The sequence below is a fragment of the Streptomyces sp. NPDC001292 genome, from assembly GCF_042896465.1.
Classification (GTDB): Bacteria; Actinomycetota; Actinomycetes; order Streptomycetales; family Streptomycetaceae; genus Streptomyces.
Map to the genome: position 1 here is coordinate 26,470 of NZ_JBIAXG010000043.1, position 22,115 is coordinate 48,584.

Below are 22,115 nucleotides of genomic sequence, written 5' to 3' on the forward strand. Positions count from 1 at the left end.
CGTCGGATACCTCCACCCATGCGGACAAGGGCGGGGGGGCTGACTCCCAGCAGGTCAGCGATGCATGTCGCCGGTGCAGAAGTCCTTGGTTCCGTCGAGTACGGCGTGAGCGTGCTCGACGCCCCGCTCGTCGTCGTGCTCGGCCACGACTCGTCGGGGCCATCGCAGCCGCCCGTGCCGCAGCCGACGGTGGCAGGGTGCCCGGCGGCTTCGTCCGTGATGTTGTCGAACGGGTGACGCCGAGCGTGCTGGCAGCCCGCGCCGCCGGACGCGAGACAGCCGAAGAGATCCTGGCCGAGCACATCGAGCACACCGTGGACCTGCTGCTCGAACGCTCCCGCGTCCTGGCTGAGCGGGTGGCCGCCGGCCGCCTCGGTGTGGTGGGGCTGTCCTACCGGCTGGCCGACGGCAGTGCACAGCTCGTCGCCTCGCGCGGCCTTGATGCGGCGGTCCCTGCCGCGTCCTGACCATCCCGGCCGTGGCTGCCCCTACATGATTTGCCCCGGTCGGATTATGCGACATCCCGCAGGTTCGCCCTGGCTTTTATCTCCCGTTGCCGCAGGTCAGCCCGGCAGGCGGGAGCGATGGATCCGCATAGATCATGATGGACCTTCGGGATTCCTGAAGAGCCATCATAGCCCCTACACGGGCGCACAGGCCGAGGGCGACGAGGTGCCTGGTCAGGCCCCATGCCGAGGAAGCGAGGGGCATGGCGAACTCGCGGGATGTTGCACAATCGGCCCCCGTCGGGCCGATGACGGTCGTCTCTTTTCCCGCACAGACGCCGCCCGTACCCCCGAGCTTGGTGCGGCCACGCACCGCGGCCTGCCGGTTTTCTGACAAAGCGCCGGGCCAGGGTGTCGAGTGTCATTGGTTCGTCGAATATGCGTCGGTGATCGGCTTTCAGCGATTCACCGAAGATCCATAGTCTCTCGGGTCGTTGCGGGTCCGCCCTTGTGAGGTGGTCCCGTCCCCTACCCAGGGAGCGCTGCATGCCATTTCCCGAACGTTCCATCAGCCGTCGATCGATCCTCGCGGTCGGCGTTACTGCCGCAACCGCGGTCGCGCTGGACACCTCCCGGGCCACGGCCGCCACCGCGCCGCCCGCCTCTGCCGCCGAGACCGGTTGGGTGAACTCCACGCTGCACCGGATGACGCTGGAGGAGAAGGTCGGCCAGCTGTTCACCACCCGCGTGTACGGCGAGACCGCGGACACCACCGATCCGGACGCGGTCCGCACCAACCAGTCATTCCTCGGGGTGGACAATGCGGCACAGGCCGTGGCCCGCTACCACCTCGGCGGCTTCGTGTACTTCGCCTATGCCGGCAACACCCGCGCGCCCGAGCAGGTCGCCGCGCTGTCCAACGGCATCCAGCGGGTGGCCCTCAAGCAGCCGTCGCAAGTTCCGCTGCTGCTGAGCACGGACCAGGAGCAGGGTGCGGTGGTGCGGCTGGGGCCGCCGGCCACCCAGTTCCCCGGCAACATGGCCCTTGCCGCCGGGCGCAGCGTCGCCGACGCGGGCACCGCTGCCAGCATCACCGGGCAGGAGCTGCGGTCCGTCGGTGTCAACCAGGACCTGGCGCCGGTGGCCGACGTCAATGTCAACCCGGCCAACCCGGTGATCGGAGTGCGGTCCTTCGGCGAATCCCCCGAGCTGGCCGCCGAGATGGTGGCCGCGCAGGTGCGCGCCTACCAGGACGCCGGTGTGGCCGCGACCGTCAAGCACTTCCCCGGCCACGGCGACACGGCGGTCGACAGCCATAGCGGACTGCCAGTCATTAGCCACTCCCGTGCGGAACTGGACCGGATCGACCTGCCTCCGTTCAGGGCCGCCATCGGCGCGGGCGCCGATGTGGTGATGACCGCTCACATCGTCGTGCCGGCGCTCGACCCGTCCGGCGACCCCGCCACCTTGTCCCACCCGATCCTTACCGGGCTGCTGCGCGAGGAGCTCGGTTTCGACGGCGTCGTGGTGACCGACTCTCTCGGTATGGCCGGCGTGCGGCAGAAGTACGGCGACGAGCGGGTGCCGGTGCTCGCGCTCAAGGCGGGCGCCGACATGCTGGTCAACCCGCCGGTGATGCGGGTCGCCTATGAGGCGGTCCTGGCTGCGGTCCGCAGCGGTGAGCTCAGCGAGCGCCGCATCGAGGAGTCGGTGGCCCGGGTGCTGCGGCTGAAGTGGCGCCGCGGAATCGTCCGCTCGCCCTTCGTCGACACCGCGGACGTCGCAGGCGCGGTCGGCACGCCGGACCACCTCGCCGTCGCGCAGCGGATCACCAACCGCACCACGACGTTGCTGCGCGACAAGGCGGGCGCGCTCCCGCTTGGACCGGCGGACCGGCTGCTGGTCACCGGATGGGACGACCCGGCGGCGCCGACGACCACCGCGGCCCTGGGCCGGGCGTTCACCGACCAGGGCCTGACGGTGGACGTCCTGAGCACCGGGGCGAAGCCGTCCCGGGCGCGCATCGACGCCGCCGTCGCGGCCGCGCGGTCCCACGACACCACAGTGGTGCTCACCAACCGCGCGGCCGGCGATCCCGGGCAGCAGCAGCTGGTCGAGGCGCTGCTGGCGTCCGGCGCGCGGGTCGTCGCGGTGGCCGTACGCGATCCGTACGACGTGATGTGTTTCCCCCAGGCGCCCGCCTACCTCACCACCTATGCGTTCAACGACGTGGCGATGCGCTCCCTCGCCGGGGTGCTGACCGGAGCGATCCAGCCCGCCGGACGCCTGCCCGTGACCATCCCCGATCCCGCTCACCAGGGAACGCCCCTGTTCCCGTTCGGTTCCGGCCTCACCACCACCTGACCTGGAGAAGTCATGAAGCCCAATTTCCGACGTCCCGTCCGCCACAGCCGTGCCGCCGCTGCCGTGCTCGCCGCCACCGCCGTGCTCGCCGTTGCGGGGCCGGCGACGGCCGCGGACCCCGGCATTCCCGGGTCGCAGGCCCCGGCGGTGCCGCTGCGGGTGGCGACCTACAACATCCACGCCGGGGCCGGCGAGGACGACGTCTTCGACCTCGACCGCACCGCGGAGGCGATACGTGGCCTGAACGCCGACGTGGTCGGCCTCCAGGAGGTCGACGTGCACTGGGGCGCCCGTAGCAATTTCGTCGACGAGGCCCACGCGCTGGCCGAGAAGCTCGACATGAACGTGTTCTTCGCTCCGATCTACGACATGGACCCGGCCACCCAGGGCGGGGAAAGGCGGCAGTTCGGCGTCGCCGTGCTGAGCCGCTACCCGGTGCTCGAGGCCGAGAACCACGAGATCACCCGGCTCTCCACCCAGACGCCCAACCCGGTACCGGCCCCGGCGCCCGGCTTCGCCGAGGTGACGGTCAACGTCAAGGGCTCGCACGTGCACGTCTACGACACACACCTGGACTACCGGGCCAACCCGTCGGTCCGCAAGGCCCAGGTGGCGGACATGCTCAATGTGATGGCCGCCGACTCCGGACCGAAGGTCCTGGTGGGCGACTTCAACGCCGGGGCCAAGGCCCCGGAGCTGGCGCCGCTGTGGCAGCAGCTGAGGGACGCCAACCCGAACGGCGGCGCGACGTACCCTGCGATCAACCCGGTCAATCGCATCGACTTTGTGACCGTCTCCCCCGACATCACCGTGGTCGGTGCCCAGGAGGTCGCGACGGACGCGTCGGACCACCGCCCCGTGGTCACGGACCTGGAACTCCACCAGCGCGGCCGCTGAACCGCTCTAGGCCCGCCCGCCCCTCGGTGCACCGCGGACTCCTCGCCCGCTGTCAGCCGCTCGACGGCAGCCAAGGCGCCCCGGTGGTCCCCGCCCAGCGCAAGGCCCGCCGCGAGTACGAGAACAGAGCCGGCGCCAGGTTAGCCGCCCGTGGCACCGCCCTGGCCGGTCGCCCCGCCGCAATCTCCCGGCCGCCCTGCCTTGCCCGAGCTGCCGTGCGGGGAATCCGATCGACCGGCGGTTGTGCGTACGCTGCGGGACCCTGCTCGACCCCGCGCGGCCACCCGGCCCGGCCCCCCGGCCGCCCTGGTGGCGCCGGATCCTGCCGAGCCGCGAGCGCGTCCAGCGCCCTCCGCGCGGTGACAGCCACAGCATCCAACGCCCCCCGCGTCCTGGCCGTACGGCCACGCGCTGGCGCTGGTTCAGGCTGTGGCGGTTCAGGCGATGAGAACACGGCGGGCCGTTGCTTGAGTCGCTCCGTTCTCTCAAGAAGGGAGTTTTCCTGCCGTGAAGGCCGGCGGACGGCCCGCTCTCGGCGCCGTGTCGCCCGTGGCGGCGCGTTCCCGAACACACCCGCCCGCCCCGACACCCCGTAACGGGTGTCGAGGCGGGCGGGTTCATGGGGAGTGTGAGGTGGCGCGGTCGAGGTGGGTGCGACCGGGCGCTTCGGCCGTGCCGGGCCGCACCCATGGTTACAGAGTGCGGGGCAGGCGGTCGGTGAGCAGCCGGGTGAAGCGGGCCGGGTCGGGCAGGTCGCCCCCTTCGGCGAGCAGCGCGCTGCCGTATATCAGCTCGGCGATTTCCGCCAGTGCGGGGTCGTCGGCGTTGGCGTCGTGTGCTGTGCGCAGGGCGGTGATCAGCGGGTGTGCGGGGTTGAGTTCCAGGATCCTCTTGACGGTGGGCAGTTGCTGTCCCATCGCCCGGTACATCTTCTCCAGGGTCGGCGTCACGTCGTGGGCATCGCCGACGATGCATGCCGCCGAGGTCGTCAGGCGTGACGACAGGCGGACCTGCTTGACCTGCTCGGACAGGGTGGTGGTCAACCACGGCAGCAGGGCGGCGAAGTCCTGCTCGCGCTGGGCCTTCTCGGCGTTGGTTACCTGGTCGCCGTCGGCGGACTCGTCGAGGTCGACCTGGCCCTTGGCGATGGACTGCAGACGGTGGCCGTCGAAGGCCGGGATCCGGTCCACCCACACCTCGTCGATGGGGTCGGTGAGGATCAGGACCTCGTACCCCTTGGCGGCGAAGGCTTCCATGTGCGGGGAGTTCTCCACCATCGCGCGGGACTCGCCCGTCAGGTAGTAGATGGCGTCCTGCCCGTCCTTCATGCGCTCGACGTACTCGCGCAGCGTGGTGGTCTTCTCCGGGTCGTGCGTGGAGGCGGCCGACACCAGCTCAAGCAGGGCCTCGGTGTTGTCCGTGTCCTCGACCAGGCCTTCCTTCAGCGCCCGGCCGAACTGCGCCCACACCTTCGCGTAGCGCTCGGCGTCCTTGGACTGCATGTCCTTGATGGCGCCGAGGACCTTCTTGACCAGGCGCCGACGCACGCCGCGGATCTGGCGGTCGTGCTGGAGGATCTCGCGGGAGACGTTCAACGACAGGTCGTGGGCGTCCACGACACCCTTGACGAAGCGCAGGTAGTTGGGCATGAGCGCTTCGCAGTCGTCCATGATGAACACCCGCTTGACGTATAGCTGCACGCCGCGCTTGGTCTCGCGGGAGAACAGGTCGAAGGGTGCCTGCGAGGGGATGAACAGCAGCGCCTCGTACTCGAAGGTGCCCTCGGCGCGCATATGGATCGTCTCGGCCGGGGCCAGCCAGTCGTGGCTGATCTGCTGGTAGAACTCGTTGTACTCGTCCTCGGTCACCTCGCTGCGCGGCCGGGCCCACAGCGCCTTCATCGAGTTGAGCGTGTCGACGTCGTGGGTGGTCTCGCCCTCGGTGTCGGTGCGCTCGGTGGCCATCCGGATCGGCCAGCGGATGAAGTCCGAGTACTGCTTGACGATCTGACGGATCTTCGATTGAGACAGGTAGTCGGCGAGGCCGTCCTCGCTGTCGGCGGGCTTGAGGTGCAGGGTGACCGAGGTGCCCACGGGCAGGCCGTCGACGCCCTGGAGGTCGTAGGTGCCCTCGCCGTCGGACTCCCACTGGGTGCCGGAGTCGGTGCCGGCCCGCCGGGTGCGCAGGGTGACCTTGTCGGCAACCATGAACGCCGAGTAGAAGCCGACGCCGAACTGCCCGATCAGGCTCTCGGCGGTGGCGGCGTCCTTGGACTCCTTGATCTTCTCCAGCAGGCCGGCGGTGCCGGACTTGGCGATCGTGCCGATCAGCTCCACGAGATCATCCCGGGTCATGCCGATCCCGTTGTCACGGACGGTCAATGTGCGGGCGTCCTTGTCGACCTCCAACGAGATGTGCAGGTCGGTGGTGTCGATCGCGACGAGGCTGGAGTCGGTCAGCGATTCCAGCCTCAGCTTGTCCAGTGCGTCGGAGGCGTTCGAGATCAGCTCGCGCAAGAAGATGTCCTTGTTCGAGTAGATCGAGTGAATCACCAGTCGGAGCAACTGGCGGGTCTCGGCCTGAAATTCCAGCGTCTCGACACTGCTACCCATGTGGGTCTCTTTCTGTGGGAACGTCATGAACGGATTGGACTCGGGCCGAGACGGATCGTTGCCCGCCGTCGGCATGGTTCGGGGCGGCCCGGGCTGCACCCGCATTTTGTGACTCTCTGTGATGGGAGTCAGTCATCGTCAGCTGCTGTCGTCGTGAGCTGGTCCTCGAGGGCGTCCAGGCATTTGACGAGGTCGGTGTGGTGGGCATCGAGGTAGGGGCGCATGCCGGTCAGGGGGGCAATGAGCTCGGCGGCGTCGGTGGCGCCGAGGGCGGCATGCAGGGCGGCCTGGGCTGAGCGCGCTTCGGGCGCGAGGTGGGCGAGGGCGGTGATCTGTCCGGCGAGGCGGCGCAGGTCGGCGGCGTTGGCGCGGGCCCAGGTAGCAGTGGCGCGTTCGGCGGCCCTGGCCTGGCGGGTGGCCGTCACGCGCTGCTCGCCGGTGGTGCCGACGGCGCCGGGGCGGCCGCGCAGGTAGCGGCGTTCGGCGGCCTGGCGGCTGGCGACGCCGAGGGGGCGGGCGAGGTCGGCCCACCTGGCGCCCGCCTCGCGGGCGGTTTCGATCAGGCCGGTCTCCCAGCCGGCGAGTTGCTCGCGCACCTGCCGCAGCAGCATCAGGGAGGCCAGTGCCTGCTCGGGACCGGGGCCGACGGCGTCGGGGGTCTCGTGCTGGGCATCGCGCAGGGCGTCGTCTATGGCGGCAAGGGCCGCAGCGGCGGCGAGAAAGGACGCCGGACTGTGGGCGTCAGTGCTGGTCGGGGTCGGCTGGTCGGCCGGGGTCAACGGGCACCTCCCTGTCGTCATCACTTTGACGACACCATGTTTGTCATCTATTGGATGACATGTTACAACGGCATTGGCAGCAACTGCCCGAACTTCCTGGAGGTGTTTTCCGATGTTGATGCGCACCGAGCCCTTCCGTGAGCTGGACCGGCTGGCCCAGCAGCTGATGGGCCCGGGCACCTGGTCGAGGCCGTCCCCGATGCCGATGGACGCCTACCGCGAGGGCGCCCAGTACGTGGTGGCCTTCGACATCCCCGGTGTCAGCGCGGACGCGATCGACATCGACGTCGAACGCAACATGCTGACCGTCAAGGCCGAGCGCCGGCCCGTGACGAAGGCCGACGACGTGCAGATGGAGCTGTCGGAACGGTCGCTGGGCGTCTTCTCCCGCCAGATCGTGCTGGCCGACACGCTGGACACCGAGCACATCCAGGCCGACTACGACGCAGGCGTGCTCACCCTGCGCATCCCGATCGCCGAGCGCGCCAAGCCCCGCAAGATCGCCATCGGCGTCGGATCCGGCCGCAAGGAGATCTCCGGCTGAGCCGGACAGACGAGGGCTGAACAGCGGCGGAGGACGGGCATCCACCTGATCTCCTCCTCGCCCGTCCTCCGCGCCCCGTGGACCTGAGGAAGGGGTGACGGCCGACGTGACGGTGCGGCGGGAAGCGTTCCTCGACCATGTGAAGGAACGCGGCGAATACGACACCCTGCACGAAGCCGAACGCGCGGCCCGCGTGGTGCTCGCCCTGCTGGGCGCACACCTGGTCGGCCAGGTACGCGCCCAGCTCGCGGCGCGTCTGCCGGAGGACTTCGCCCTGATCCTGCTCAACCCGCTGCAGAGCGCCGAGCCGCTGTCCCCGGAGCGGTTCGTGCGCGCGGCCGCGGCCTGGATCGAAGGGGCCACCGACCAGACCGCGGCCTGGGACGTCAGCGCCGTCCTGTCCACGGTCGCTGACGCCGCCGACGACGACCTCCTCAAGGAGATCCTGCTCCAGCTCCCCGCGGGCTACGACCTCCTCTTCGGCCGTCCCCAGCCCACCTGACCACCCATCCCCGGTGACCGCACACCGGCCACCACGACCCTGGTGACAGAAAGGCAACCACCGCAGTGATGTCCGACCAGAGCGCACCGCTCCAGCAGCCCTACGGGAGGGCGTACGAGCACCTGCTGGAGAAGGTCCGCTACGAAGGCGCCTACCCCACCCGTGAGAAGGCCGAGGAAGCCGTCCGCCTCGTCCTCGCGGGCCTGGGACGCCAGCTGACCGGCGACGAACGCGTCGAACTGGCCGCCCGCCTGCCCCTCGAAGCCGCACGCATCCTCACCGCCCAGATCCCTGACACCCAGCCGCTGGGTGGCTGGGCCTTCGTCAAGGACCTCGCCGCCCGCACCGGCGCCTCCCAGGCCACCACCCGCTGGGACACCGGATCCGTCTTCTCCGCCGTCGCGGCCTACGCCGGCCCCGACCTCATCACCCGCATCCTGCGCCGGCTCCCCTCCGGCTACGCGCTGCTGTTCGGCCGCGCCGAACTCACCCCCGCCGCGTAGCCGACGACGTGCAGGCGCAGGGCGGACTCGCGACCGCCGCGACGCTGTCCGCCCTGCGCCTCGGGGCCCGCGAGGTGACCGCCGTCGCCCGCTCGTCAGCGCGCACCGACGAGTCGGCACGCCCGGCTGAGCGCATCAGGTCCGGTAAGAACCCGGCGTCAGGGCCGCTCCTCGGCCGGGGGGTTCAGGTCGTGGGGCGGGAGGCGGACCGCGAGGAGGGCGATGTCGTCGTTACCGCCATGGACCAGGCCGGCGAGGAGCTCGTCACAGAAGACCGCCAGCGGTTCGCGGGTCAGGGCTGCGGCGTGCTGACGCAGCCGGGCGAGACCGCGGTCGAGGTCTTCGCCGGGGCGTTCGATCAGGCCGTCGGTGTAGAGCAGCAAGGTGGAATCCGGCGCAAGGGTGTGGGTGCTGCTGGGCCGTGGCGTGTCGGGTTCGATGCCGAGCAGGACGCTGTGGCCGGTGGTCAGGTAGCGAGTGTCACCGTCGTGCGACACCAGCAGTGGCGGTGGATGGCCGGCGTTGGCGCATTTCAGCTGCCAGCTGTGGTGCGATCCGGGTTCGAGAAGGGCGTAGATGCAGGTCGCAGTGTGCCCGCCGTAAAGGGTGGCTGATCACGTCCAGGCGACGCAGGATGTCGCCCGGCGGTTCGAGCCGGTCGCAGACCAGCGCGCGCAACATGTTGCGCAGCTTTCCCATGGTGACCGCCGCGGGCAGATCGTGGCCGGTGACATCGCCGATGATCAGTGCCGTCGTGCCGTCCGGAAGCGGGAAGCAGTCGTACCAGTCCCCGCCCACCTCCACCGCCGCGCGGGCCGGCACATACCGAGCGGCGATACCCAGCGGGGCTACATCCGGCAGCGCCGGCAGCAGGGACCGCTGCAAATGCTCGGCGGTGCTCTGTACCGAGGCGTACAGGCGGCTGTTGTCCATCGCCAGAGCCGTGCGGTGCGCCAGATCCTCCACCAGAGCCAGATCATTCTCAGTGAGCGCGAAGGCATCCCCGCTCCTGGCCAAGGTCAGGGCCCCGAACATCTGCCGCCGCGCCCGCAGCGGCGCGATCACCGCCGAACGGGCACCCAGCTCAGAGAACAACGCGACCTGCGCCGCATGCAGGGCGCTGCCGTCTTCCACCGAGGTCATCACGCCGGGATCGACCACCAGCGGCCCGGCCCCCCGCAACACACGCGCCAGCGGATCGGACGACGTCTCCACAATGGGCGGGAGCGGCCCCTCCAGATGAGAGGTAGACAGCGCGTCCTCGACTTCCTCACTCGTGCCTTCACCGGGCAGGTCGAGGAACCCCGGTCCACCGCGCGCCAGCTACTGGCCGTCATGGGGGGGCTCGAGGAGCAGTGGCTTCGCGAGCCTGGCGGTGTCGACCTGGTCGCCGAATGGGACCGCGCGGTCGCCAGACTGGTGCCCGTGAGCTGAGCAGCCTGCGCGACCCGCATCCAAGAGGGGGCGAGGTATGCCATGTCACCATCCCGGCCGACGCCGGCGCACTCGAAGGCCGTTTCCGCAGTCATGCGGAAACGGCCTTCTGCTTCGGTGCGGTGATGGCCGCATGCGTCGGCACCTGCAGCACAATGGCGTTGGGGTTGCCGTGCGCGTTAGCCCGCTTCGACCAACACCCTAACTCCCACCCGCACACCCCACCCCGCCAGCTTCCCGGCCTCCGCCTGCAGCGGATCAGCGCCGCCTGCCCGGCAACCTCAGCGGCATCCGCGAGCGCGCGAGTAGCTGCACTTCGCCGTCGCCGACCGTGAGCACGAACTCGCCCTCGCCCGCGACTTCGCCGACGACCCGGCGGTGCTCGACGAGCAGCGGGCGGCCTTGCCGCGGATGGTGTCCCGCCAAGTGGTCATTGCGCGGTGCTGGTCGACCTTGACGCGACCTTCTCCGAGGCTATTCTCTGACCTGATGCCCGTCAGGTCGGCAAGGGCGTCGTGCAGGCTGATTGGGCACGTGACCTGTACCTTCGCCGTGATCGCTGCTACACCACATCGGCGAGACACGACCTGGCCGCGGCCGCGTCGTTCGCCAAGTGGTCGCGAGGCAGCGGCTGCGGAGGGGCCCGGTCAAGACGCCTGGCGGACCTCGCGGCTCAGCAGACGGCAGAGCCAACGGAAGCGGGTCCGGTGGGCGTCTCTGGAAACTTCGGTGTGTGGTGCCAGTTGATCGAAGCCGTGGAACCCACCTGACCAGACGTGCAGTTCAGCATCTCCGCCGGCTTGCCAGATGCGCGTCGCGTACTGGATGCATTCGTCGCGAAAGGTTTCTGCAGCACCGACGTCGATATAGGCGGGCGGCAACTGGGACAGGTCCGCTGCGCGGGCGGGCGCGGCGTAGCACGAGACCTGCGAGCTGCCCCTGTCCTTGCCAAGAAGAGCGGTCCAGCCCAGGTCATTGGCGTGGCGGTCCCACACGCCCAGGCCGGTCATCTGGTGGGCCGAGAAGCTGTCGTTGCGGTCATCGAGCATGGGACACATCAACAACTGGCCAAGGATTCCGGGACCCTTCCGGTCGCGGGTCATAAGGGCCAAGGCAGCAGTGAGGCCCCCGCCGGCGCTGCCGCCGATGGTGATGACGCGTTGGGGGTCCATGCCGAGTGTCCCGGCGTGTCGGGCGAGCCACACCAACCCGGCATAGCAGTCCTCGATCGCCGCTGGGTACGGGTGTTCAGGTGCTAGCCGATAGCCGACAGACACAACGGCCAGTTCGAGGGGCTCAGCCCACTCTTGGAGGATCGTCTGCATGCCGGTGCGGTTGAGTCCGCCGATCATGCCTCCGCCGTGCATGTGGTAGACAACGGGCGCCTGTTGGCGCAGGCCGGTGGGGCGTGCGACGAGGAGTGAGACGTCTGGCGCTCCGTCCGGACCAGGCGCGAGGAACTCTTGGATCTCGAACCTGCCATGGTCGCGCAGCTGATCGAGTGAAGGGTCTGCCGTTGCGAGTTGTGCACGCCACCGGGGGATGTCGTCAGCCGTCACCGGCGCGTTCTCGTGCGGGGCTCCCAGTTTCTCCAGGATGGGGTTCAGTTCTGGGTCGAAGGGCACGGGCGGGACCGTGCGCTGACCTCGGTCACGATGGTTGTTCATACGTCCTCCAGGACTGTGGGGCGATCATCTCGGGTGCCGGGGTGGGACATGAACCAACGACGGCCGTTGTGCTGTGCATGATGCGGACGGCCGACGCCGGGTCGGAAGCGCGCGTCTCCGGTCGTCGTACCGACGCCTCGTTCCGCGCTTCAGCCGATTGCCGTCCGACGAGACTCTGACCGGCCCGGCCGCCCGATCTGCAGCAGTCGGTCCTCGGCGGGACTCATCGGTGGAAGACCGGTGAGGGGGCCGCCAGGAGGGGCGGAGGCGGCGTAACGAGCGTGCAGTTGGCCGCAGGCGGCATCGATGGACGAGCCGAGTTGGCGTCGTCTGGTGGCGTGGATGCCACGTTTGCGCAAGCCTTCGACGAACTGACTGACATGTGCCTTCGAGGGTGCCTGGTAGGCGGGATCTGCGCCCAGGGCCTGGTTGTACCGGATCACGCTCACATGGAAAAGTTCCGGGCGGGATCGCGACGCTACGAGTCGGGCAAGCTTATGCAAGTGCTCTGCGGTGTCGTTGACGCCGGCGATCAGCAGATACGCGAGGTAGATCTTGCGGTGTGCCGTGCCCGCGTGCTCATCCAGAATCGCCAGGTTCTCGGCAAGGGGGAACCTCTTCTCCAGCGGAATCAGTTGCGCACGTTCGTCCGTGAACGGTGAATGCACGGACAGCGTGATCGTGACCTGTGGGTATTCCTTGGTGAGCCTGGACAGATTGGGCGCGAAGCCCACAGTGGAAACGGTGATCCGGCGTTGCGATAGTCCCCCGTAACCGGTTCCCGAAAGCAGGTACAGTGCATCGAACACATGTGGGTTGGCCAGCGCCTCGCCCATGCCCATGAACGCCACGCTCTCCGGCAGACCCTTGTCGTGCAGTCGCCAGTGTGGGTGTACGACCTGTGCGTAGATCTCGTCGGCCGTCAGGTTCCTGGCGAGGCCGACGGCGGCCGTGGCGCAGAAGGTGCAGCCCAGCCCGCATCCGGCCTGGGACGACACACAGAGCGAGGACCATCCGGCCCTGTAGCGGGAGAGAACGGTCTCGAAACGGGTTCCCGGGTCCGACTCGAAGACGACCTTTTCGACCTGGTCCTCTGCTTGGCGGGCGACCGGCACGATAGGAAGTATGCGCGGCCCGAAATTCTCGGTGAGTCCCGCCCTGAGTTCGGCGGGCAACTCGCGAACGGTGTCGAAGGTCTCGGCTTCTGCGCGGCGAAGGGCGCTCACGAACTGCCGGTAGCGGAAATCGGGCACGCCCATCGATTCGAGATACTCCCGGATGCGCGCAAGTCGGGTACCGGGGGGAGGGTTGGCGAGTGCAACGCGGGACCGTCGAGCCCGGCCACTCAAGTTCGCATGGTTCTGTTTTGGCATGAAGTGATGCTCACAATCTTCCACGTGATCTCTCCCGGCGGACCATGCATCGTGCTGACGAGAGGAAGTCCTCGAAAGAATGGGCGCTGTCAGACGCATGACGACGGGAAACGCAGGACGGAATCGCACAGGACGGACTGCACATTGCATTCCTCGAACGACGTCAGCCATGCCGGTCCGATTCCGGACCGGAGGAATCACGGCTTGAAAAAAATTTCTACCTCGTTGAAAGGAGTCAGTGCATGCTGTGAACGCGCCACGAGGGGAGGTTGATTCGGTGTACTCCGGCAGGAGGCCAAAAAGGAATGTGAGGCGCACCGAGCCAAAGGTGCGCCAGGATATGCACATTCAACCGCGGAAGGTGTAATCGCGCGCGTATACACGTCCGGGCCATAGCGGAGCGGAGTCAGTGGCACAGGCCGATAGCGTCGTCGACGCCCGGCGGCTACAGTCTGTCAACCTCGATAAGCATGCCGGGTACTTTACCACGAAAGAAATCTAGGTCCAGCGAATAACCCTGGGACTCCACGGCCGGCCCCTGACCCGCCACGCGGACAACGCGGTTGTCGCCGCAGCCATCGCGCACCAACGTAACGGATGCGTGGCGTGACCTGCCGCCTGAGTACGGGCCCTGGCAGACCGTGTACGGGTTGTTCCGGCGATGGCAGCGGCAGGGGGCGTGGGCCCGGCTGCTGACGCTGTTACAGGCGCGGGCCGATGAGGCCGGGCTGATCATGTGGGAGGTCAACGTCAATTCCACGATCTGTCGTGCTCACCAGCATGCGGCCGGTGCTCGCCGGGACGACGCGGGGCAGAAGGAGGCGCCTGGTGGTGTCGCCATCGAGCCCGACGACCACGGGCTGGGCCGGTCAAGGGGTGGGTTCACCACGAAGCTCCACCTGGCCTGCGAGCAGGGTCAGAGGCCGTTGTCGCTGGTCGTCACCGCCGGGCACCGGCACGACAGCCCGCAGTTCCAGCCAGTCCTGGAGGCCATCCGGGTGCCTCGGACCGGTCCTGGCCGGCTGCGATCCCGGCCGGACAAGGTCCGGGCGGACAAGGTCCGGGCGGACAAGACACCCCATGCAGCTATGGGGTCAAGCAACTGTTGCGAGCGATGGCTGTGCCGGTGGGGCGAAGGCGACCGCTTCGTCGAATTTCTGGCGGGTGGTCAGGCAGTGATGGAGCTGGCCGATCATGCGGTTGAACAGGTCGCGGAGGGCCGCGTGGTAGCGGTCGCCGGCTTCCCGTCGGCGGTTGTAGTGAGAGTGGGCTCCGAGTGAAGCGGTGAGTGCGGCGAACGCCCAGTGCCGGCCGGCCGCGGCCAGGCGGCTGTCCTTGATCCGGCGGTGGCTGACGCGACGGCTCTTGCCCGATTCCCTCGTCACGGGAGCGCTTCCGGCGTAGGCCTTCAGGTCTCGGGCCGTGGCGAACCGAGAGCGGTCGTCACCGATCTTCGCGAGTATCCGAGCACCGGTGAGCACGGCAAGTCCGGGGAAGCTCGTGATGATCTCCGCGTCGGGATGCTGCAGAAAGAGTTCTTCGGTGTCGTGCGCCAGCTCGTCACAGGCCCGGCAGGCCGTCTCGAGCTGGGCCAGCAGTGCGCGCGTCTGATGCCCCATCGCCTTCTCGATCAAGGCTGGCTGGCGAAGCCGGGGGCGACGGAGCACTTCGAGGAGCCGGTCTGTCTCGGCCTCGACCCGACGTTGACGGCCGGCCCGCGTGACAGCGGCTCTGAGCCTGCTTCGGGTGAGCCGGGCGGCCTCGGCCGGAGTGGGCGCGATCGCCAGGATCGCGCGGGCTTCACGCGCCAGCAGCCGTTCCCGCTTGTCGGCGAACGCCTCAAGGATCGCTGGGTAGTACTCACGCAGGTGCGAGCGGAGCCGGTTGTGGGCCCGGGTGCGGTCCCAGACCGCGTCCTGCTGGGCCCTGGCGAGGACGGCAATCGCCCTGGCCAGGTCAGAGTCGTCCGGCAACGGCCGATGCAGCTCGGCGTCGGTCCGCAGGATGTTCGCCAGGACAACGGCGTCCTGATGGTCGGACTTCTTGCCGGAGACGACGTGCCGGTCGCGGTAGCGTGCGACAGCCATCGGGTTGATCGCATACACCCGGCGGACAGAGGCCCGCAGACAGGCCACGAGAAGTCCGTGAGATATCTCAATCGCGATCGCGACCGGGATCGGATCGTCCGGGCTGTCACCGTGCTCGGCAAGCAACCGAAGCAGGTCCTGGAGGCCCGCTGCGTCGTCGCCGATCCTGAGCTTGCCGAGCAGTCGGGCGTCCTGATCGACCACGGCAACGTCGTGGTGATCCTCAGCCCAGTCGATTCCGCAGGTCACGTGCACCGCGCGCTCCTTTCGGGCCTTCCCTGTCCGTCCGTGTCGGGCCGTGGCAGGACCACCCGGCGACCTAATAGAAGCGCTCATGGGCGCACCACCCCATCAGCCGTCCGTGGCCCCAGCAGTGTCCAGGGTTCTCGCTCTCGTGAAGAGCTCCACGGCTCCAGCTGATCGGGAGGTGTTCCTGGGAACGGCTCGAACCACGGCACGGTATGGCGGCCGAGCTCGAATCGGCAGAGGCCGTGCATGCGTCCCTCTTGTCGAAGCACTCCCAGGCGCTGCATACAGTCCAGACGTCTCGCCCGGCCCCTGCCAGGACTGACAACTGCCAATCCACAGTGCCTATTAGGCCTACGGCTCCCGCGCGAACCGCGCCTACCTACGCAGACGCGGCATCGGATGCACGATCCCGGAGAAGGCCGATCAAGTCCGCAACCGCAAGAAGCGTGGTTCACGAGGCGGCCGACCGCCGAAGTTCGACAAGATCGACTATCGCGAGCGCCATGCGGTCGAGTGCGGGATCAGCCGTCTCAAGCAGCACCGGGCAGTGGCCACCCGATTCGACAAGCTCGCGGTTCGGTACGAGGCGACGGTTCACGTCGCGGCGATCCACCAGTGGTTGTGAGCCGTCGGGCGGCCAGGCGGCCGGCCATGCTGGCCACCGGCACTTCGAGCAGCACACGCATGGGGAGGTCCGGTGGCCGCTGATTACGGCCGGTCTCGGTCAGCGGTGCGTTACGGTGCGGCATGAGGGCCTTTCTGGTCGCCGGTGCAGATGTCGCAATCCACACCGAGCCAGAAGGCCCTCACCCATTTCAAGATCACAGGCCAGTGATCGCTGTCACCAACCTCCGTAGACAGAACACCTAGCCCACTGGAAGGCTGCTGCTCCACTTCTCGCGAGATGTGCCAAACAAACGCACAGTGGTGGTAACACCTCTCCTTGAGGGTCTCGATGGAGAAAGGCGTCTTGCTAGACACGCGTGACTGTACTCACACGTAAGACACGTCCGCTGAAGCTTCAGCATGTTCGGCAGTGTTTGGCCGCCCACAGCCGAGTTGACTACAACTGCGCTTGAGCAAGGAGGAGTTGACAGGGTGGAAGGTGGCCCGGGAAGCATGTGACGGCCGGTCGGCCACAACAGTACGTGCCGGTGGAGGGTACGGGAACCCGCGTCGCACACATTCTTGAATCACCGCCTTGACTGGTGACGCAAGGAGAGGCATGCTGGTAGTCGTCCCAGGCAACAAGTAGGGCGCGATCCACGAGCTACGAAGTGGAGCATGGCCATGAACAAGGAACTCACCACGGACGCCGCCGCCGCGGAACTGCGGCACGCACGGTACGGCCGGCTCCCCGAGCGCATCCGCTTCGAGGACATGACCGAAGAGGTGGATGCCGCCCCGGGTGACACGAAGGGCTCGTACGACCCCGAAGGCTCCTGGAAGTACTACTCGTGCCTGGCCCTCGACCTAGGCCTGTAGAACAGACACCCGCACCGACCGCCGAACCGGCGGATCGGATTCCCCGTCCGCTCCGCACCGAGACGCAATGCGATATCCGTATGGACGTTGGGCTTCACGCGGTGGGGTAGGCGTCGTGAGCGTGCACTCGCCGGCTTCGTCGCCACCCCGATCACGTAAAGCCCGGTCTGCTGGCCCGGCTGCTCTAATACGATCGTGTCGACGGCTCTCGCAGGAAACCTGGACGGCTTCGACGACATAGCGTGGTCGGCGCCGCGTATCTGCTGGCGTCGACGGCGGTAACATCGCTGTTCGGCCGCAAGCGCCTGTACCTGGCCTCGATCACCCTCTTCCTGATCGCCTCGGTGGCCTGCGATCTGGCCCAGAACCTGCCCGAGCTGATCGGCGCCCGCGTGCTGCAGGGTATGGGCGGCGGTGGAATGATCGTGCTGCCTTTCGCTCTGGTCGGTGACATCGTCGCTCGCCGCGAACGCGGCTGCTACCAGGGCGTGTTCGGGGCGGTCTACGGTGACGCCAGCATCGTCGGCCCCCTCTGCTCGGCGGTGTCTTCACCGACCAGTTGTCCTGGCGGTGGGCCTTCATGGTCAACCTGCCCATCCCCCTGGGGCGCACCCGGCTCGCCAAGTCCGTACACGACGCGGGATGGTCCGCGTTCGTCGGCATGCTGCAGTACAAGGCCATCAAGCACGGCCGCACCTTCGCCAAGGTGGACCGGGCCTTCCCGTCCTCTCAGGTCTGCTCGGTCTGCGGAGTGCGACCCCCAAGCCTCTGCACGTCCGGCAGTGGACATGCGGAGAGTGCGGCACCGTGCACAACCGCGACCACAACGCAGCACGCGACGTCCTCTTCGAAGAACGCCGTGTTGTCGCCGCCGGGCGGGCCGAGACACCAAACGCCTCGTGGAGCGCCGGTAAGACCAGGATGAAAGTCCCGGCACAGCGCGTTGAAGCAGGAAGCCCCCAGAAGGGTCAGACGACCCAGGCCGGAATCCCTGGACTTCAGGCCAGGGAGCATGTCAAGAGTGACCGGAATCAACCCGACGAACAACTAAAGAATGCTACAGCCAGCGACCGAGTGTGGGGCGGCGATGTGCTCGCAGCCCCAGACACCCGTGCCGTTCTACCGCAGCACCCGGAAGGCGGTGCGGAGTTCCTCGGTCAGGATCTTCGGCTGTTCCCAGGCGGCGAAGTGACCGCCCTTGTCCACCTCGTTCCAGTGGATGATGTTGCCGAAGGTCTGCTCACCCCAGCTACGCGGCGCGGGGTAGATCTCACCGGGGAAGACCGTCACCGCAACCGGAAGCTTCGGAATGGGAATGGCGTTGAACGGTCCGCCGCCGGCCTGTGCGCCTTCCCAGTACAGCCGTGACGACGACGCCCCGGTGTTGGTCAGCCAGTACAGCGAGATAGCGTCGAGCATCTCGTCGTACGTGAAGAGCTTCTCAGGTTCTCCGTCGGAGTCCGTCCACTCCGCGAACTTGTCGTAGTAATACGCCGCCATGGCTACTGGGGAGTCCGCCAGGGCGTAGCCGATCGTCTGCGGGCTCTGGTTCATCATCGCCGCGTACCCGAAGCCGTCGCGGTAGAAGTGAAGCAGTCGGTTGTAAGCCCTCGTCTCATCCGCCGACAGGTTCGCCGGAGCCGGATCAAAGTTGAGCAGATGCCGCAGGATGTTGTCCGGCACAGTACCGGGCATGTTGACGTGGATCCCCAGCAGCCCCTTTGGCTGCTGGACCGCCAGCACCTCCGAGATGATTGCACCCCAGTCGCCGCCCTGGGAGACGTACTCCGGGTAGTCGAGCCGTAGCATCAGCTCGTGGAACGCGCGCGCCGTGCGGGCGGAATCCCACCCGCTCTTGGTCGGGTTGCCCGAGAAGCCGTAGCCGGGCAAGGTCGGCAGCACCAAGTGGAAGGCGTCCGAGGCATGCCCGCCGTGTGCCGTGGGGTTGGTCAGCGGATCGATGATCTTCAGCAACTCGACGATCGACCCGGGCCAGCCGTGCGTCATCAGCATCGGCATGGCGTCGGCATGCGGGGAACGGATGTGCGCGAACTGGATATCCAGCCCGTCGATCTCCGTGATGTACTGCGGCAGGGCATTGAGGCGCGTCTCTAGGTTGCGCCAGTTGTACTTGGTACCCCAGTAGTCCACCAACGGCCGCATCTTGTCCAGTTGCGCGCCCTGAGACCGGTCCCTGACGGTCTCCCGGTCCGGCCAGCGGGTCTCCTTGATTCGCCGCCGAAGCTCGTTGATCTCCTTCTGCTGGACCTCGATATGGAAAGGACGGACGCCTGAGCCGGGCCGCGGCGCCCACTTGGCCGCGGTACCGGCACCCGTCGATGCCGCGTGATCGGCGGTGGCCGCCCGAGCCTGGCCCGACAGACCAACTTGACTGGCGACGACACCAGCCGCCGCGAAACCCAGGAAACGGCGGCGATCGGTGCCGAGCCGACGCGAGCGCTCGTTCTCTGTCATCGAAGACTCCTTCTGTCCGTCATGAGGTAGGAATGTCAGACGGTTCGCTGTTACATTCACGGCACTGTTGTACGTAGCACACCAATCGACCACATCGGCGGGCAAACACCACAAGAGTGCGAAGTATCCCTAAGTGCATACCTAGGGTGTCTCGGACCAACCATACCTGGTGTGCACACGTATTGAACGGCTGATCAGCCACCTGTCTGGCGACCTCGGCCTGTTCGCCAACCGATCACTCCCATTCGACACACGTGTGAGGGTTGCCAGTGGACCTCAGAGGGCGGCCCGCTGACCAGTCCGAAGCGACGGTTCACCCGGCGCCAGAAGGGGTTGGCCGACTACCGGCTGATCCGGTACGCGGACGACTTCGTCATTCTGGTCTCGGGCACCCGTGCTCACGCGGAAGCGCTCCATCCCGAAGTGGCGGAGGTCCTCTCCACCGTCGGCCTGCGGCTGTCGGAGGAGAAGACGCTGATCACGCACATCGACGAGGCCCTCAACTTTCTTGGCTGGCGCATTCAGCGTCACCCAGAAGCGGGGAACCGACCGGCAATAGGTCTACAACTGCCCGGCTAAGAAGGCACTTCGGTCCATGAACCGCTCCGGGATCGGTGGAGGCTCTCTGCGTTGGCTCCAGCCGTCGGTTGGGGCTGGTGTCGCGCGTAGTGGTTGGTCTCGTGTTCGTGGGGCGGGATGTTTCCTGACTGCCCGCGTCCGAGTGATGAATGAGCCCGGGACCTGCGGGGATGCCAGCCCGGTCGCGGCGCCACAGGGCCATGTCGAGGGCGTCGAGGACGAGCTTGGCCCGCTTGCTGGTGGCGGCCGACCAGCCGACGATCGCTCGGGAGACCACGTCCACGACAAAGGCGACGTAGACGATGCCGGACCAAGTGGCGACATAGGTGAAGTCGGCGACCCACCGCTCGTTCGGCGGGATGAGGTGAAGTCTCGTCTAAGCAGGTCGGTGGCCCGCTCGTGGCCGTCGTCGCGGATGGTGGTGCGGATCTTCTTCCCGCGTCGGGAAGGCCCAGCTCGCGCATCAGCCGGGCGACCGTGCAGCGGGCCACGGGTATGCCCTCGCGGTGCAGCTGCCGCCAGACCTTCCGCACTCCGTACACACCGAAGTTGTCCGTGTGGACACGGCTGATCGGCGTAGTAGGTGCTCATCGCGATCTTCAGTTCGTGGCTGGTCAGGACTTTGCAGATCAGCTCGACTCCGAACACCTGCCGATGGGCGTCGATGAACGCTACGAGCGCTTCGACGGCCGGTCGAGCTCGGCCGCGAAGAAAGCCGAGGCCGCCTTGAGGATCTCGTTGGCCCGGCGCAGCTCGGCGTTCTCGGCCTTCAGCCGCTTGATCTCCGCGGCCTCCTCTGAGGTCACCCCAGGACGCTGGCCGGCGCCGACTTCGGCCTTGCGGACCCACGTCCGCACCGCCTCGGCGGAACCGATCCCCAGCTTGGCAGCGACTGCCTTCATCGCTGCCCACTCAGTTGGGTAGTTGGGGCGGATCTCCGCGACCATGCGCACCGCACGCTCACGAAGCTCGGCAGGGTAAGGGGACGGACGGGCCATGACTCGATCCTCTCAGGGAATCGAGCCTCCATCAGACCCGGAGCACTTCAGGTTTCGTAGGTCTTCTCTTGATTCAGGCGGCGAACCCGACGTTGGTGACGTACTCGTACTGGCCCCACTCCGAGCCGAGGTCCACGACCGCATCGGTGATCCAGGCATCGTCCAGGGCCGCCTCGTCGTCGTTGGCCCACGCCTCGACGATGCGGTCCCAGTGCCGGACGTTGAGTGTGCGATAGGAAACCACTCGCTGGCGAGGCCGGTTGACCTGGGACTGGTTGAGCGGGTGGAACTCGACACGGGTTCCGCGGCCTTCACGGTTGAGGCGGGCGAGCAGGTAGCGTGCGACGTTGTGCCGGCGCACCGTCCGGTACGCGGTCTCGATACGCTCGAGGTTCTTTTTCGATGGGTTGCGCTCGCCGCCGAGCCACGCTTTGAGGGTGCGGTCCGTGACGGTAAGGCCGGCCTCACGAGCCGCCTGCTGGGCATGACTGGTACGAGTGAGGTAGTGGAGCCGTGCGAGCAGGCCCCGGCGTACGGTGATCGGGGTCGCCACGAAGCTAGCGAGCCTGTCCAGCTGCCTGGCTACGGCTTCGTGCCCTTTGATACCCCGAGCCCCATATTTGCCGAACTCGACATTTCTCTCTGGCACCCCGTCTCTCCTCAGCCTGCGCGTCAGCGCCTCGCTGTCACGATGACGCTCCATTGGGAAACTGCACAACCACTTGCTCAACTTACGCGATCCAACCACCCCCACGTTCGCTGTGAGGCAGACCGCTGGCTCACGAGGTTCGAGGGACCGGACGCACTCGGCATGCGGCCTGGTCAGGGAACTCATGGCCCCCGGCATCCCGCGGGGACGCAGACCTCACAGAGTCAAGCGCTCGGCACGGGCTCGCGCCGTCTCCGCAGCATGGCGTGCCTCTTGCGCAGCGTGGTCTGCCTGTGCGGCTCGCTGTCGTGCTCGGTCCAAGTCATTTCGCATGCGGCGTCGCAGTTCGACCGTGGCGTGGAGTTGCTGGGCCAGTTCGGTCGCGCGCTCCTCGAGTTCGCGCAATGCTGCTTCGGCGTAGAAGTCGGTTCCCGGCTTCAGCGGTGCACGTGAGGGGACTTGGGCCCGGTCC

18 protein-coding genes and 6 pseudogenes are annotated in these 22,115 nt (G+C 67.6%); 13 read left to right on the forward strand and 11 right to left on the reverse strand.

Annotation, left to right across the window (positions count from 1 at the left end):
* Positions 1–33: 33 nt before the first annotated feature.
* The 3 genes and pseudogenes from ACFY4A_RS33290 to ACFY4A_RS33300 all read left to right on the forward strand — a co-directional run.
* Positions 34–467, forward strand: a pseudogene (locus tag ACFY4A_RS33290) (carbonic anhydrase); the annotation flags it as partial.
* A 525-nt stretch (positions 468–992) separates the two neighbouring features.
* Positions 993–2,810: a glycoside hydrolase family 3 protein gene (locus ACFY4A_RS33295; RefSeq protein WP_390833056.1), complete on the forward strand. Its 1,818-nt coding sequence runs from the start codon at positions 993–995 to the stop codon at positions 2,808–2,810.
* 12 nt (positions 2,811–2,822) lie between these two features.
* Positions 2,823–3,707: an endonuclease/exonuclease/phosphatase family protein gene (locus tag ACFY4A_RS33300; protein WP_390833057.1), complete on the forward strand. Its 885-nt coding sequence runs from the start codon at positions 2,823–2,825 to the stop codon at positions 3,705–3,707.
* Positions 3,708–4,399: 692 nt separating this feature from the next.
* Here the strand turns inward: ACFY4A_RS33300 and htpG are convergent.
* Positions 4,400–6,319 (reverse strand): molecular chaperone HtpG, encoded by a 1,920-nt coding sequence (htpG, locus tag ACFY4A_RS33305; RefSeq protein ID WP_390833058.1) that lies wholly within the window; start codon positions 6,317–6,319, stop codon positions 4,400–4,402.
* A 128-nt stretch (positions 6,320–6,447) separates the two neighbouring features.
* A complete protein-coding gene (locus tag ACFY4A_RS33310; RefSeq protein WP_390833059.1) occupies positions 6,448–7,098 on the reverse strand; it encodes a type III effector protein in 651 nt (216 codons plus the stop codon).
* 112 nt (positions 7,099–7,210) lie between these two features.
* Between ACFY4A_RS33310 and ACFY4A_RS33315 the strand changes: the two genes are divergently transcribed.
* The 3 genes from ACFY4A_RS33315 (at position 7,211) to ACFY4A_RS33325 (ending at position 8,647) form a co-directional block, all read left to right on the forward strand.
* Positions 7,211–7,642: an Hsp20/alpha crystallin family protein gene (locus ACFY4A_RS33315; protein WP_390833060.1), complete on the forward strand. Its 432-nt coding sequence runs from the start codon at positions 7,211–7,213 to the stop codon at positions 7,640–7,642.
* A gap of 106 nt (positions 7,643–7,748) precedes the next feature.
* On the forward strand, positions 7,749–8,144 hold the full coding sequence (locus ACFY4A_RS33320; protein WP_390833092.1) for a DUF2267 domain-containing protein: 396 nt from the start codon (positions 7,749–7,751) through the stop codon (positions 8,142–8,144).
* A gap of 68 nt (positions 8,145–8,212) precedes the next feature.
* Entirely contained in the window at positions 8,213–8,647 is a 435-nt protein-coding gene (locus tag ACFY4A_RS33325) for a DUF2267 domain-containing protein (RefSeq protein WP_390833061.1), read from the forward strand.
* A gap of 158 nt (positions 8,648–8,805) precedes the next feature.
* Here ACFY4A_RS33325 and ACFY4A_RS33330 read toward each other — a convergent pair whose 3' ends face one another.
* Positions 8,806–9,225, reverse strand: coding sequence for a PP2C family protein-serine/threonine phosphatase (locus ACFY4A_RS33330; RefSeq protein ID WP_390833093.1), 420 nt, complete (start codon positions 9,223–9,225; stop codon positions 8,806–8,808).
* Complete coding sequence (locus tag ACFY4A_RS33335; RefSeq protein ID WP_390833062.1) at positions 9,128–9,862, reverse strand: PP2C family protein-serine/threonine phosphatase; 735 nt, start codon at positions 9,860–9,862, stop codon at positions 9,128–9,130. Before ACFY4A_RS33335 ends, ACFY4A_RS33330 begins: the two co-directional genes overlap by 98 nt.
* A gap of 24 nt (positions 9,863–9,886) precedes the next feature.
* Here ACFY4A_RS33335 and ACFY4A_RS33340 point away from each other — a divergent pair, with 24 nt between their 5' ends.
* Entirely contained in the window at positions 9,887–10,081 is a 195-nt protein-coding gene (locus ACFY4A_RS33340; protein WP_390833063.1) for a hypothetical protein, read from the forward strand.
* Positions 10,082–10,339: 258 nt separating this feature from the next.
* On the opposite strand, the gene ACFY4A_RS33345 is transcribed toward ACFY4A_RS33340, so the two are convergent.
* The 3 genes from ACFY4A_RS33345 to ACFY4A_RS33355 form a co-directional block, all read right to left on the reverse strand.
* Positions 10,340–10,507 carry a hypothetical protein gene (locus ACFY4A_RS33345; protein WP_390729428.1) on the reverse strand — a complete coding sequence of 56 codons (168 nt, stop codon included), beginning with the start codon at positions 10,505–10,507 and terminating at the stop codon, positions 10,340–10,342.
* A 221-nt stretch (positions 10,508–10,728) separates the two neighbouring features.
* Positions 10,729–11,748: an alpha/beta hydrolase gene (locus ACFY4A_RS33350; protein ID WP_390833064.1), complete on the reverse strand. Its 1,020-nt coding sequence runs from the start codon at positions 11,746–11,748 to the stop codon at positions 10,729–10,731.
* Positions 11,749–11,897: 149 nt separating this feature from the next.
* Positions 11,898–13,121 carry a radical SAM protein gene (locus ACFY4A_RS33355; RefSeq protein WP_390833066.1) on the reverse strand — a complete coding sequence of 408 codons (1,224 nt, stop codon included), beginning with the start codon at positions 13,119–13,121 and terminating at the stop codon, positions 11,898–11,900.
* 641 nt (positions 13,122–13,762) lie between these two features.
* Here ACFY4A_RS33355 and ACFY4A_RS33360 point away from each other — a divergent pair.
* Positions 13,763–14,167: pseudogene (locus ACFY4A_RS33360) on the forward strand (transposase); the annotation flags it as partial.
* Positions 14,168–14,215: 48 nt separating this feature from the next.
* On the opposite strand, the gene ACFY4A_RS33365 reads toward ACFY4A_RS33360, so the two are convergent.
* A complete protein-coding gene (locus ACFY4A_RS33365) occupies positions 14,216–15,463 on the reverse strand; it encodes an IS110 family transposase (RefSeq protein ID WP_390833067.1) in 1,248 nt (415 codons plus the stop codon).
* A gap of 343 nt (positions 15,464–15,806) precedes the next feature.
* Here ACFY4A_RS33365 and ACFY4A_RS33370 point away from each other — a divergent pair.
* The 4 genes and pseudogenes from ACFY4A_RS33370 to ACFY4A_RS33385 form a co-directional block, all read left to right on the forward strand.
* Positions 15,807–16,082, forward strand: a pseudogene (locus ACFY4A_RS33370) (IS5/IS1182 family transposase); the annotation flags it as partial.
* Positions 16,083–16,747: 665 nt separating this feature from the next.
* On the forward strand, positions 16,748–16,942 hold the full coding sequence (locus tag ACFY4A_RS33375) for a hypothetical protein (RefSeq protein WP_390729438.1): 195 nt from the start codon (positions 16,748–16,750) through the stop codon (positions 16,940–16,942).
* Between the two features lie 192 nt (positions 16,943–17,134).
* Positions 17,135–17,540: pseudogene (locus ACFY4A_RS33380) on the forward strand (MFS transporter); the annotation flags it as partial.
* Positions 17,541–17,543: 3 nt separating this feature from the next.
* Positions 17,544–17,941, forward strand: a pseudogene (locus ACFY4A_RS33385) (RNA-guided endonuclease InsQ/TnpB family protein); the annotation flags it as partial.
* Between the two features lie 120 nt (positions 17,942–18,061).
* On the opposite strand, the gene ACFY4A_RS33390 reads toward ACFY4A_RS33385, so the two are convergent.
* Complete coding sequence (locus ACFY4A_RS33390) at positions 18,062–19,417, reverse strand: epoxide hydrolase family protein (protein WP_390833068.1); 1,356 nt, start codon at positions 19,415–19,417, stop codon at positions 18,062–18,064.
* Between the two features lie 333 nt (positions 19,418–19,750).
* Between ACFY4A_RS33390 and ACFY4A_RS33395 the strand changes: the two genes are divergently transcribed.
* Entirely contained in the window at positions 19,751–19,996 is a 246-nt protein-coding gene (locus tag ACFY4A_RS33395) for a reverse transcriptase domain-containing protein (RefSeq protein ID WP_390833069.1), read from the forward strand.
* Here the strand turns inward: ACFY4A_RS33395 and ACFY4A_RS33400 are convergent.
* Positions 19,917–20,994 (reverse strand): annotated as a pseudogene (locus tag ACFY4A_RS33400) (IS3 family transposase). The gene ACFY4A_RS33395 and the pseudogene ACFY4A_RS33400 sit on opposite strands and share 80 nt — an antisense overlap.
* 73 nt (positions 20,995–21,067) lie before the next feature.
* On the reverse strand, positions 21,068–21,643 hold the full coding sequence (locus ACFY4A_RS33405) for a transcriptional regulator (RefSeq protein WP_390833094.1): 576 nt from the start codon (positions 21,641–21,643) through the stop codon (positions 21,068–21,070).
* Positions 21,644–22,115: the final 472 nt, after the last annotated feature.

Bases quoted from the DNA above. Each gene is read 5' to 3' on its own strand.
- ACFY4A_RS33350 (WP_390833064.1), bottom strand. From the start codon at position 11,748: ATGAACAACCATCGTGACCGAGGTCAGCGCACGGTCCCGCCCGTGCCC.
- ACFY4A_RS33390 (WP_390833068.1), bottom strand. From the start codon at position 19,417: ATGACAGAGAACGAGCGCTCGCGTCGGCTCGGCACCGATCGCCGCCGT.
- htpG (WP_390833058.1), bottom strand. From the start codon at position 6,319: ATGGGTAGCAGTGTCGAGACGCTGGAATTTCAGGCCGAGACCCGCCAG.
- ACFY4A_RS33355 (WP_390833066.1), bottom strand. From the start codon at position 13,121: ATGCCAAAACAGAACCATGCGAACTTGAGTGGCCGGGCTCGACGGTCC.
- ACFY4A_RS33295 (WP_390833056.1), top strand. From the start codon at position 993: ATGCCATTTCCCGAACGTTCCATCAGCCGTCGATCGATCCTCGCGGTC.
- ACFY4A_RS33340 (WP_390833063.1), top strand. From the start codon at position 9,887: ATGAGAGGTAGACAGCGCGTCCTCGACTTCCTCACTCGTGCCTTCACC.
- ACFY4A_RS33300 (WP_390833057.1), top strand. From the start codon at position 2,823: ATGAAGCCCAATTTCCGACGTCCCGTCCGCCACAGCCGTGCCGCCGCT.
- ACFY4A_RS33375 (WP_390729438.1), top strand. From the start codon at position 16,748: ATGAACAAGGAACTCACCACGGACGCCGCCGCCGCGGAACTGCGGCAC.
- ACFY4A_RS33315 (WP_390833060.1), top strand. From the start codon at position 7,211: ATGTTGATGCGCACCGAGCCCTTCCGTGAGCTGGACCGGCTGGCCCAG.
- ACFY4A_RS33325 (WP_390833061.1), top strand. From the start codon at position 8,213: ATGTCCGACCAGAGCGCACCGCTCCAGCAGCCCTACGGGAGGGCGTAC.